Genomic DNA, 11,988 nt, shown 5'->3' with positions numbered 1-11,988 from the left:
TCCCTGTGCTTCATGCCGAGGACGGGCCACCGATGTCTGGCTCGCGAGTCTGCGGGCAGGGCGGGTTGTGGCCGCTACGTTGAATGACGTATTCGCCGAAGGCCAAGTGATTTCTAAAGTACCAGCCATGGTGCTCGGGGCACCGTCCGATGCACTGCGATGGTGCGCGGCTCACTCTTCCTTCAACCTGCCTGGAGTTCCTGATGTCGCGTGATTCCGAATCTTCCCTTGATGCCTTGGCGCTTCGCCGCCGCCGTCTGCTTCAGGGCGCCGCCGCCTTGCCCATGCTGGGATTGAGCGGCCTGAGCTTCGGCCAGGGGCAGTTCCCCACGGCCAAGGTCAACACCACCAAGCTCGCGGTGACCGACACCGAAGTCACGGTGGGCCAACTGCATTCGTCCACCGGCACCATGGCGATTTCGGAGACCGGCTCGATCCAGGCCGAGCAGCTCGCCATCGACCAGATCAACGCGATGGGCGGTGTGCTGGGCCGCAAGATCAAGGTCATCAAGGAAGACGGTGCCTCCGACTGGCCGACCTTTGCGGAGAAGTCGAAGAAGCTGCTGGTCAACGACCACTGCGCCGCGGTGTTCGGCTGCTGGACCAGCGCCTCGCGCAAGGCCGTGCTGCCGGTGTTCGAGAAAGAAAACGGCTTGCTGTACTACCCGACCTTCTACGAAGGCCTGGAGCAGAGCAAGAACGTGATCTACACCGGCCAAGAGGCCACGCAGCAGATCATCTGGGGCCTGGACTGGGGCGCGAAGGAGAAGAAGGCCAAGACCTTCTTCCTGGTCGGTTCCGACTACATCTGGCCGCGCACCTCGATGAAGATCGCGCGCAAGCACATCGAGAACTTCCAGAAGGGTTCGGTCAAGGGCGAGGAGTACTACCCGCTGGGCCACACCAACTTCAACTCGCTGATCAACAAGATCAAGGTCGCCAAGCCCGACTGCATCTTCGCGGCCGTGGTGGGCGGCTCGAACGTGGCCTTCTACAAGCAGCTCAAGGCAGCGGGCATCACCGGCGACAAGCAGTTCCTGCTGACGCTGGCCGTGACCGAGGACGAAATGACCGGCGTGGGCGGCGAGAACTTCGCGGGCTTCTATTCGTCGATGAAGTACTTCCAGTCGCTGGACAACGAGAACAACAAGAAGTTCGTCGCCGCCTTCAAGGCCAAGTACGGCAAGGACGCGGTGATCGGCGACGTGACGCAGGCGGGCTACCTCGGGCCCTGGCTGTGGAAGGCGGCGGTGGAGAAGGCCGGCAGCTTCGACGTGGACAAGGTGGTGGCCGGTTCGCCGGGCATCGAGCTGAAGACGGCGCCCGAGGGGTACGTGAAGCTGGATGCGAACCACCATCTGTGGAGCAAGGCGCGCATCGGGCAGGGGCAACTGGATGGGACGTTCAAGGTGGTTGCCGAATCGGCCGAGCTCATCAAGCCCGATCCGTTCCCCAAGGGCTACCAGTAAGCCCCTGATGACTTTCTCCCTCCCCCTCTGGGGGAGGGCAGGGGTGGGGGCAAGCGGCCTTTGATGAAGCCTTGCGCTTTCAAGCGCCGACTAGCCCCCATCCCAACCTTCCCCCAGAGGGGGAAGGAGTCAATCCAATACCAAACACCGGAACCCCTCGCCATGACTCTGTCGGACATGATGAACATCGGCCTCATGCAGGGCTTCGCGGGGCTGAGCCTCTTCGCGGTGCTGCTGCTCATGGGCCTCGGGCTCGCGATCATCTTCGGCCAGATGGGCGTCATCAACATGGCGCACGGCGAGTTCATGACCATCGGCGCCTATTCGATCTACCTGGCGGCGCAAGTGACGGAGCGGATGGCGCCCGCGTTCATGCCGTACTACTTCCCGATTGCTATCGGCCTGGCCTTCGTGTTCGCCTTCATCGTCGGCTGGATCGTGGAGTGGGTGCTGATCCGCCACCTCTACAAGCGTCCGCTCGACACGCTGCTCGCCACCTGGGGCGTGAGCCTGGGCCTGCAGCAGATTTTCCGCACCTTCATCGGCCCGAAGGAAGTGAGCCCGACGTTGCCCGAATGGCTCATGGGCTCGTGGACGCCGCATGAAGGCCTGGACATTCCGATCAACGGCCTCTTCGTGCTGGTGCTCACCGCGCTGGTCACGGGCGGCGTGCTGATCGCACTGCACAAAAGCCGCTGGGGCCTGCGCGTGCGCGCCACCGTCGCCAACCGCGTCATGGCCAATGCCACCGGCATCGACACGAAGAAGACCGACCGCCTGACCTTCGCCATCGGCTGCGGCATTGCGGGCGTGGCGGGCGCGGCCTTCACCACCATCGGCTCGACCGGGCCGACCTCAGGCTCGCTCTACATCGTCGATGCCTTCCTGGTCGTCACCTTCGGCGGCGCGGCCAGCCTGTTCGGCACGGTGGTCTCGGCCTTCGGCATTGCGCAGACGCAATCGATCTCGGAGTTCTTCATGACCGGCTCGATGGCCAAGGTGCTGACGCTCTCGCTGATCGTGCTGATCTTGATGATGCGACCGCAGGGCCTGTTCGCCGTGAAAGTGCGCCGCTGATGAACCCGATTCCCTTGCAGGAGAACGTTCCGATGAATTTCATCAAGGCCCAGATCCAGCGCTACCAGCTCGGCAGCCTGTTGCTGCTGGTGCTGCTGCTCGCGGTGGTGCTGCCGCTGTCGCTCGACATCTTCCGCCTCAACCTCGTGGGCAAGTACCTCACCTACGCTTTCGTGGCCGTGGGACTCGTCATGGTGTGGGGCTACGGCGGCGTGCTGAGCCTGGGGCAGGGCGTGTTCTTCGGCATCGGCGGCTATGCGATGGCGATGTTCCTCAAGCTCGAAGCCTCCGACCCCATCACGACCAAGATCCAGTCCACGCCCGGCATTCCGGACTTCATGGACTGGAACCAGATCACCGAGCTGCCCACGCTGTGGCTGCCGTTCAAGAGCCTGCCGCTGAGCCTTGCGCTGGTGGTGCTGGCGCCGATGGCACTGGCCTGGCTCGTGAGCTTCGCGATGTTCAAGCGCCGCGTGGGCGGCGTGTACTTCGCGATCATCACGCAGGCCGTGGCGCTGATCTGCACCGTGCTCATCATCGGCCAGCAGGGCTACACGGGAGGCGTCAACGGCATGACCGACCTGAAGACCATGTTGGGCTGGGACACGCGCACCGACAGTGCCAAGTACATCCTGTACTACGTCTGCGTCGGCCTGCTGGTCTTGAGCATCCTGCTGTGCCGCTGGATACAGACCAGCAAGCTCGGCACGCTGCTGCTGGCCATGCGCGACAAGGAAGACCGCGTGCGCTTCTCGGGCTACGACGTGGCGAACTTCAAGGTCTTCACCTTCTGCCTGGCGGCCGGACTCTCGGGCATCGGCGGCGCCATGTTTGCGCTGCAGGTGGGCTTCATGTCGCCGAGCTTCGTGGGCATCGTTCCTTCCATCGAGATGGTGATCTTCTGCGCGGTCGGCGGGCGCATGAGCCTGGTGGGCGCGGTGTACGGCGCGCTGCTGGTGAATGCGGGAAAGACGCTGTTCTCGGAGAGCTTTCCGGACCTGTGGCTGTTCCTGATGGCGGGGCTGTTCATCGGCGTGACGATGGCCTTCCCGATGGGGCTGGCCGGCGTGTGGGAAGAAAAGATCCGACCGTGGTGGAAGGGCCGTCGCCAGGCGTTGCGCGAAGCGTCGGTGCAGCCGCCGCTGCAAGCCGCAACGCCGCCTGCATCCATTCCCGCATCGCCATCATCACCCGAACCCCACCTGCCCGAAGGTGTCGGCAGCCAGCGCGCCTGAACCCGGAGCCCCCTCATGAGCAACACAGACTTCGCGCTCGCCGTGGAAGACCTCACCGTGTCCTTCGATGGCTTCAAGGCCATCGACGACCTCACGCTGTACATCGACCGCAACGAGCTGCGCGTGATCATCGGCCCCAACGGCGCGGGCAAGACCACGCTGCTCGACCTGATCTGCGGCAAGACGCGCGCCAGCGCCGGCAGCATCAAGTTCAAGAACACCGAACTCACGAAGATGGCCGAGCACAAGCGCGTGCGGTTGGGCATAGGTAGGAAGTTCCAGACGCCCTCGATCTACGAGAACCTTTCGGTGTTCCAGAACCTCGAGGTTTCATTTCCAAAGGGCCGCTCGGTGTTCGGCGCGCTGGCTTTCAAGTGCGACGAAGAGGTCCGCGCGAAGGTGCAGGCCGTGGCCGAAGACATTGGCCTTGCCAACAAGCTCGACACCGAGGCAGGATTGCTGAGCCACGGCCAGAAGCAGTGGTTGGAAATTGGCATGCTGCTGATGCAAGAGCCCGAACTGCTGATGCTCGACGAGCCCATTGCGGGCATGAGCGCGCGAGAGCGCGAACTCACGGCCGACTTGCTCAAGCGCATCTGCCAGAACCGTGCGGTGATCGTCATCGAGCACGACATGGCCTTCGTCAAGCAGATAGCGCACAAGGTCACGGTGATGCATCAGGGAAAGATCCTCGCCGAAGGGCCGATGGAGAAGGTGCAGGCGGACCCGAAGGTCATCGACGTTTACCTGGGGCACTAGGAATGACAGCTTGTTCTTCTGTTCGCTACGTTGTGTTTGGGGTCAGTTGTTCTTTGGGGCGCTGCTGTTCAGGGCGACGCTCACGCCGACACGGTGCTCTTTTTCGCGAATGTCCCCCGCTTCGCTCCTCCTTTATTTCGCGAAAAAGAGCCCCGTATCGGCGCGAGCGCTGGACAGAGTGGTTGTTGATCAGCGGTACACCAGCAGCGCGTCCTGTGCGAATGGCACCAGGTGCTCCCCGCAGCGAAATAAAGGAGGAGCGAAGCGGGGGACATTCGCGGAGGGGAGCACCTGGTGTCATTCGCACTCGCCCTGAATGCACCCGCACCCGCTCCAAACAGCAAAGCCAAGAACAAAACCAACAAACGTCGGAGCAAAGAAGATGAGCACCGTCATGCTGAAGGTAGAAGACCTGCACGTAGCCTACGGCCAGAGCGAGGCACTGCACGGCCTCTCGTTCGAAGGCCATGCCAACGAAACCATCGCCATCATGGGCCGCAACGGCATGGGCAAGACCACGCTGTTCAAGAGCCTCATGGGCGTGCTGCCCCTGAAGAGCGGGCGCATTGAAGTGGCGGGCAACGACGTCTCGCGCGACGAGAGCTTCAAGCGCGTGGCCAAGGGCATCGCCTACGTGCCGCAGGGCCGCATGATCTTTCCCACGCTCACGGTGGAAGAGAACATCCAGACCGGCCTGGAGAACTCCAGGACACGCCGCATCCCCGAAGAAATCTACGCGCTGTTCCCCGTGCTGTGGGACATGAAGAGCCGCAAAGGCGGCAACCTCTCCGGCGGCCAACAACAGCAACTCGCCATTGCACGCGCCCTCGTCACCGACCCCAAGGTGCTGCTGCTCGACGAGCCCACCGAGGGTATCCAGCCTTCGATCATCAAGGACATCGCGAAAGCGCTCAACGAAATCCGCAAGCTGCACGGCATCACCATCGTCGTGTCCGAGCAGGTGCTCAGTTTCGCGATGGACGTGGCCGACCGGCTCTTCGTCATCGAAGGCGGGCGCCTCGTGCACGAGACCGCGCGCGACAAGACCGATGTGGAACACATCAAGGCCTATCTCTCCGTTTGATTTTTCCTTTTCTTTCCGTTTCGTTTCACCACAACCCAAGGAGCCACTGCACATGACGGACACGCTGATCAAGGTTGACCTCTCTAAGTCGCCGACCGAGAACGAGAACATCCACAACCGCTGGCACCCGGACATTCCGATGGCTTGCTGGGTCAACCCCGGCGACGACTTCATCCTCGAAACCTTCGACTGGACCGGCGGCTTCATCAAGAACAACGACAGCGCCGACGACGTGCGCGACATCGACCTGAGCACGGTGCACTACCTCTCGGGCCCGGTGGGCGTGAAGGGCGCGGAGCCCGGCGATCTGCTGGTGGTCGACCTGCTCGACATCGGCGCCAAGCAGGACAGCCTGTGGGGCTTCAACGGCTTCTTCTCGAAGCAGAACGGCGGCGGCTTTCTCACCGACCACTTTCCCGAAGCGCAGAAATCGATCTGGGACTTCAAGGGCATGTTCACCAGCTCGCGCCACATTCCGCGCGTGAACTTCGCGGGGCTGATCCACCCCGGCCTGATCGGCTGCCTGCCCGACAAGCCGATGCTCGACATGTGGAACGAGCGCGAGAAGGCGCTCATTGCCACCGACCCCGACCGCGTGCCCGGCCTGGCCAACCCACCGTTCGCCGGCACCGCACACATGGGCAAGATGACCGGTGAAGCCCGCGCCAAGGCCGCAGCGGAAGGCGCACGCACCGTGCCGCCGCGCGAACACGGTGGCAACTGCGACATCAAGGACCTGTCGCGCGGCTCGAAGGTGTTTTTCCCCGTGTACGTCGATGGCGCGGGCCTGAGCGTGGGCGACCTGCACTTCAGCCAGGGCGACGGCGAAATCACTTTCTGCGGCGCCATCGAGATGGCCGGCTGGGTGCACATGAAGGTCACGCTCATCAAGGGCGGCATGGCCAAGTACGGCATCAAGAACCCGATCTTCAAGCCCAGCCCGATCACGCCGCAGTACAACGACTACCTGATCTTCGAAGGCATCTCGGTCGACGAGTCGGGCAAGCAGCACTACCTGGATGTGAACGTGGCCTACCGGCAGGCCTGCCTGAACGCCATCGAGTACCTGAAGAAGTTCGGCTACTCGGGCGCGCAGGCCTATTCGATCCTGGGCACGGCGCCGGTGCAGGGCCACATCAGCGGCGTGGTCGACGTGCCGAACTCCTGCGCCACGCTGTGGCTGCCGACCGGCATCTTCGACTTCGACATCAACCCGAATGCGCTGGGCCCGATGAAGATGCTCGATGGCAGCGTCGACATGCCGCTGTCGCACGACCTGCGCTGAACTGACCATGCCGACCTACGACTACGCCTGCGGGCAATGCGGTGGCTTCGAGATGCTGCGGCCTTCGGGCCTGCGCGACGAGCCGGCCACGTGCCCCGATTGCGCGGCCGCCTCGCCGCGCGTGCTGTCCGCCGCGCCGCGCCTGGCCTTGATGGCCTCGGGCACGCGCCGTGCGATGGAAACCAACGAGCGCGCGCGGCACGAGCCGGGCAGCTCGCGGGACTACGCGCGCTTCAAGCATCCAGCGGGGTGCGGCTGCTGCAGCTCGGGCAAGCGCGGTGCGACGGTGACGGCGCCCAACGGCGCCAAGTCCGCGCCTTCGCGACGGCCCTGGATGATCAGCCACTGAACTGAAGAAGCAAACAACGCGCTCTTGCGGCGCGTTGCCGCTTCACGGGGATTTCGCACAGCCTTCATCCAACCCCGCGCCGACGCTGCCACCATGGCGACCCCACTTGAGAACCGGGTCGCCATGAAAAGAGTCCTGAAAATTGCGCTGGGCACGCTCGCTGCCTTGTCGTTCGCGCTGCTGTCGAGCACGGCATTCGCCTTCTCTGGCGATGCGACGGACAACGCATTCGCCGCCTTGCTGTCCATGCCCGGTGCCGGGCCGGCGGATGGCTTCTGGGACTTTCCGAAGCCGGACGATCTTCCCGCCGCCAACGAGGCCGCGCTCATCGCCTACCTGGCGAAGCAGAAGAAGGCGGGCGCGGACTTCAACGCCTACCGCCACTTCGGCACCTTGCTGCAGCACGCCATCCGGGCCGGGCAGGAGCGCACCGCCATCTGGCTGCTGGCGAACGGCGCGGACCCGCGCAAGACGCTGAAGGATGGCACCGACAACGCCGCCGCCCTGAGCGCGAGCTACAAGCGCCAGAAGGTGCTGGCCGTGCTGAAGGCGAACTATGGGCTGGAGCCACCGGTAGCTGCAACTGTTGCGCCGCCAGACAAGCCGGTCGATGCCGCGCGGGTCGCGTCATTGACTTTCGTTTCGCCCGCAGACGACAAGGTGGCGCGCGCCTTCATGCGCAAGGTGGCCGCGCCGATGGTCTTCGCCGACCGCAAGCCGAAGGACGTGGCCGCGAGCGAGGCCGCAGTCGCCGAGTGGACGGCGCTGGCCGCGCGGATGAAGCCCGAGGTCTACGCCCGTGTCATCGATGACGACCAGGCCCTGGGCGACCTGGTGCTGATGCACAGCCGCTCCGCAACCGCACTGGACGCCGCCCTGGCCGGTGTGCCCAAGGCCGTGCTGCAGCGCCGCGCGAGGGCCGCGCTGATCGGGTTGGCGCAGCGGGCATTTGCGCATTTCGATCCAGGCAGCGGAGCCGCCAGCTACGCGGTTGCCCCCGATGTGTGGCGCGCACTCTGGCGGCACCTGCCGAAACCCGTGGACTATCAGGACTGGCCTCCGCTGGCTGGAAGGATCCAGCCCGAGCTGTGGGACGAACTGTTCGCCAGCGGCTATGCCAATCGCAATGCGGACACGGCCCTGGAGTGCATTCCTTCGAGCATGGGGGCCGATGCCTTCAAGGCCGCATGGCCGAAGATGGACGCCCACTTCGGCAATGCCCGCCAGGCCGTGCCGCGCATCGTGCTGAGCCCGTTCCGGACCTTCGACGCTTCTGTCTGTTACGCACCGGCGAACGAGCAGACGCGCGACAAGCTGCTGTTCATGGCGTCGCTGGGCATCGCGCATCCCGTGCGCGGGATCGACAGAAAGCGCGTCGCGGAAACCGCCAAGGCCTTGCTTCCCGCGATGGAGCCCTTCATCGACGACAGCAACGCCAACGCATCGGCCAAGCCACGGCTCGTGGATGCGCAGCCGAACTGCCGCTTCGAGCTGACCGGCCCCCTGTACCGCGAACTGCTGCGCAAGCCGGTGGTGATCGGCGGCCCGTACGCGCTGGCCGTGTACGTCGAGTCGGTGCAACTGATCGAGATTCCCGGTGATGCGCAGTGCGCGCTGCTGGTCGGCGGCACAAGCCAGGTCGACGGCTACGTGAGCGGCGATGTCGACAGCTTCACCGGCCCCGAGACCAACCCCCGGCCTTCATGCCCCGATCCGACCGATGCCTACGAGGTGTGGCGCGAGCGCGATGGCAAGGTCGAGCGCCTGAACACCGACATGGGCGGCGACGACGGCGTTCCCCGCCTGACGCTCGTGCAGGACACGGTGACCGGCCGCAGGTACTACCTGCATGACGGCGAGCAGTACGGCAAGTGCCACGGCGGCAACCCCCGGCTCCCGTTCACCCTGGAGTGGAAACAGTCGCCGCAAGGGCCGGCGCTGATGAAGAGCGCCCCGTTTTCGGAACTGGACGATGCGCTGTATGCGCAGTGCGGCATCGAGAAGGAGGGCGTCCGCTGCAAGGGCATCACCACGCCGGGCTTTGCCACCACCGTGGCCGATCCCACGCGCAAGGACGCTTTCGACGGCCTGGACATCCAGCCGTTCCTCCGGGTGTTTCGCAAGCCGCAGTTCGACGCGTACCAGGCGGCGGTGCTGGCGCTGGACAAGCCACGGCTGGCCGAGTTCAAGGCGGAAGGCGTTCCCGGCGCATGGACCGCGCAAGCCATCAAGTCGCTGGGCGCCGCAAGCCTGCCGCTGGCCGAGAAGCGCCGCCGCATTGCGTGGCTGTTCGCCGACCATGCCCAACTGGCGCGCACGCTCGGCAGCGATGTGCTGCAGAGCCTGCTGGGCTGGCTGCCGCGCGAAGACTGGGGGCCGGTTGTTGGCGTCGTGGCGAGCAACCCGAACACCTACTACGGCATCGACTACCTCAAGCAGAACGCGTCGGAGAAAGGGCTCAGGCCACTTGCCTGCGACTTCGACCGCGCACAGGGCCTGAACTGCGGCGAGACCTGGGGCGTCAACCGCTAGGCCGGTATCGGCTCTTCGCTGGCTTCGGGCTTGAAGCGGATCGTCACGCAAGCGCCACCCGAAGCGCTGCGCGACAGCATGACAGTCGCATCGTGCAGCGTCGCGATATCGCGCACGATCGCCAGGCCCAGACCGCTGCCTTCGCCCTCCACATGCTGGCCGCGCACGAAGCGCTCGAACACGGCTTCGCGCCGGTCTTCAGGCACGCCCGGCCCGTTGTCGGACACGCTCAGCGACGGTTGCGCCGCATCGAATTCGATCAGCACCTGTCCGCCCGCCGGCGTGTAGCGCAAGGCGTTGTCCAGCAGGTTGCCGAGCGCCTCGCTGAACAGCTCCGGCTGCAGTTGCACCACGACCGGGTGCGCAGGCGCATCGAGTTCCAGCGTGACCGACCGCGCGGCCGCGAATTCGAGAAAGGTGCTGCCCACGTCATGCGCCAGCGCAACGATGTCCGTGGGCACGAAGCTCAGGTCGCCCCGCACTTCGGGATCGAGCCGGCCCAGCGCCAGCAACTGTTGAACAAGGCGCGCCGTGCGCTGCACCGTGTGGCCCAGCTCGCCCAGCACCTGCCGGCTGCCCGCGAGGTCGCCCGCCTCGGCCGCGCGCGTCACGCCAAGCTGCAGGCCGGCGAGCGGCGTGCGCAACTGGTGCGCCACGGTGGCCGCGAACTGCTGCTCGCGCGCGAGCATGGCCCGGATGCGCGCCAGCAGGTCGTTCAGCGCGGTCGCGAAGGGCATCAGCTCGCGCGGCATGTCGTCCGCGTCAATGGGCTGCAGCGAGGCATGCGAGCGTTCGTTCCAGCGCGCGGCGATGGCCTCCAGCGGATTGAGCGTGCGGCGCACCGCGAAGCCTATGGCGGCGGCGGCGGCCAGCAGCAGGGCACCCACGGGCACCAGCATCATCAGCACTTCGCTTTGCGCACGCTGGCGCTTGCGCGTGGTTTCCGCCACCAGCACCAGCACATTGCTGTCTTCGCTCGCGCCGGGGATGCGTGCCGCCGCCACGCGCACGGGGTGACCCGCATAGAAGGCGTCATAAGCCTGGCCGGCGCGGTAGCTGGCCTGCCGAGTGCCCGATTGCGGAATGCCATGCTGGCCGGCCAGGATGTGGCCGGCCTCGCTCACGCTGAAATAGACCTGGTCGATCTCGTCGTAGCCCAGCACGGCCTCGGTTGCGGCCGGCAGGTCCAGGCGCGCCTTGCCATCGGCAATGCGCACCTGCGCGGCCACTGAGCGGGCGGTGTCCAGCAGCCAGCGGTCGAAGGCCTTGTCGGTCAGGCGCTGCGCAGTGAAGGTGCCGACCGCGCCGGTGGCGGCCACCACCGCGAGCAGCGGCAGCATCAGCCAGATCAGCAGGTCGCGGCGCAGCCACCAGGCGCGGCGGGTGCTGCTCACGACTCGGCCTCCAGTACATAGCCGAAGCCGCGCAGCGTGCGAATGACCAGGCCCGAGCCCACCAGCTTGCGCCGCAGCCGCGACACATACACCTCGGCCGCGCTGTCGCTGACTTCGAGGTTGCGCTCGGCCAGCGCATCGATCAACGCGCGCTTGGGCACCAGCCGCGGCGCGCGGCGCACCAGCAGGCCGAGCACCTCGAACTCGCGGGGAAAGAGCGCGAGCGATTGGCCGGCGATGTCGACGCGGCCTTCGTTGCCGAACCAGGTGAGCGGGCCGTACTGCACGAAGTCTTCGCGCGAGCGCTGGGCGCGCCGCGTGAGCACTTCGACGCGCGCATCCAGCTCCTCGACGGCGAAGGGCTTGACCAGGTAGTCGTCGGCGCCGGTGCGCAGGCCCTCGACGCGGTCGACCACGCGGTCGCGCGCGGTCAGCACCAGCACCGGGGTCGAGCGGTTGGTGCGCCGCAGCCGGGCCAGCCAGTGCAGGCCGTCGCCATCGGGCAGGCCGAGGTCGAGCACCACGAGGTCGACCGGCCGCAGCACGAGCACAGCATCGGCCGCCTGCAGCGTGCCCGCCACATCGACGGCCCATGCGTTGCGCTCCCAGCGAAGAACCAGTTCGTGCGCAATCACGGCATCGTCTTCGACCAGTAGCAGGCGCATCGCTTCGGCAGTTCAGGAAGAAAGAAGAAGAGAGAGGGGGCGGGCCTTCGGGCACGGCACCGTCGGCATTGATAGGTTCTTGCAAGCTTGCAAACCTAGGCTCGCGTTTACTTTCAGTTTAACGGTGCCGTGGGGTTGC

Annotated in this window: 10 protein-coding genes; 8 read left to right on the top strand and 2 right to left on the bottom strand. The window is 65.5% G+C overall.

Annotation, left to right across the window (positions count from 1 at the left end; translation table 11 throughout):
• The first annotated feature begins 203 nt into the window (after window positions 1–203).
• The 8 genes from urtA (at window position 204) to ACSFB7_RS13790 (ending at window position 9,790) form a co-directional block, all read left to right on the top strand.
• On the top strand, window positions 204–1,469 hold the full coding sequence (gene urtA, locus ACSFB7_RS13825) for an urea ABC transporter substrate-binding protein (protein ID WP_435470931.1): 1,266 nt from the start codon (window positions 204–206) through the stop codon (window positions 1,467–1,469).
• Window positions 1,470–1,631: 162 nt separating this feature from the next.
• Window positions 1,632–2,546 (top strand): urea ABC transporter permease subunit UrtB, encoded by a 915-nt coding sequence (gene urtB / locus ACSFB7_RS13820; RefSeq protein WP_435470929.1) that lies wholly within the window; start codon window positions 1,632–1,634, stop codon window positions 2,544–2,546.
• A 32-nt stretch (window positions 2,547–2,578) separates the two neighbouring features.
• Complete coding sequence (urtC, locus tag ACSFB7_RS13815) at window positions 2,579–3,781, top strand: urea ABC transporter permease subunit UrtC (protein WP_435470927.1); 1,203 nt, start codon at window positions 2,579–2,581, stop codon at window positions 3,779–3,781.
• Between the two features lie 15 nt (window positions 3,782–3,796).
• The gene (gene urtD / locus ACSFB7_RS13810) at window positions 3,797–4,540 is read left to right on the top strand and encodes an urea ABC transporter ATP-binding protein UrtD (protein WP_435470925.1); all 744 of its coding nucleotides are present in this window, start codon (window positions 3,797–3,799) and stop codon (window positions 4,538–4,540) included.
• A gap of 394 nt (window positions 4,541–4,934) precedes the next feature.
• Window positions 4,935–5,624: an urea ABC transporter ATP-binding subunit UrtE gene (gene urtE / locus ACSFB7_RS13805; RefSeq protein WP_435471049.1), complete on the top strand. Its 690-nt coding sequence runs from the start codon at window positions 4,935–4,937 to the stop codon at window positions 5,622–5,624.
• Between the two features lie 52 nt (window positions 5,625–5,676).
• Complete coding sequence (fmdA, locus tag ACSFB7_RS13800; RefSeq protein ID WP_394480141.1) at window positions 5,677–6,909, top strand: formamidase; 1,233 nt, start codon at window positions 5,677–5,679, stop codon at window positions 6,907–6,909.
• 7 nt (window positions 6,910–6,916) lie between these two features.
• Window positions 6,917–7,258 carry a zinc ribbon domain-containing protein gene (locus tag ACSFB7_RS13795; protein ID WP_435470923.1) on the top strand — a complete coding sequence of 114 codons (342 nt, stop codon included), beginning with the start codon at window positions 6,917–6,919 and terminating at the stop codon, window positions 7,256–7,258.
• A gap of 123 nt (window positions 7,259–7,381) precedes the next feature.
• Entirely contained in the window at window positions 7,382–9,790 is a 2,409-nt protein-coding gene (locus ACSFB7_RS13790; protein WP_435470921.1) for a hypothetical protein, read from the top strand.
• On the opposite strand, the gene ACSFB7_RS13785 is transcribed toward ACSFB7_RS13790, so the two are convergent.
• Both ACSFB7_RS13785 and ACSFB7_RS13780 read right to left on the bottom strand, forming a co-directional pair.
• Window positions 9,787–11,184 (bottom strand): sensor histidine kinase, encoded by a 1,398-nt coding sequence (locus tag ACSFB7_RS13785; RefSeq protein ID WP_435470919.1) that lies wholly within the window; start codon window positions 11,182–11,184, stop codon window positions 9,787–9,789. The genes ACSFB7_RS13790 and ACSFB7_RS13785 overlap by 4 nt on opposite strands.
• Window positions 11,181–11,849, bottom strand: a complete 669-nt coding sequence (locus ACSFB7_RS13780; protein WP_435470917.1) for a response regulator — start codon at window positions 11,847–11,849, stop codon at window positions 11,181–11,183. The genes ACSFB7_RS13785 and ACSFB7_RS13780 overlap by 4 nt, the downstream gene beginning before the upstream one ends.
• Window positions 11,850–11,988 lie beyond the last annotated feature (139 nt).

Source organism: Variovorax raffinosi, assembly GCF_051216615.1.
GTDB lineage: Bacteria > Pseudomonadota > Gammaproteobacteria > Burkholderiales > Burkholderiaceae_C > Variovorax.
The sequence above is the reverse complement of the archived record's forward strand: the minus strand, read 5'-3'. Positions and strand labels throughout refer to the sequence as shown.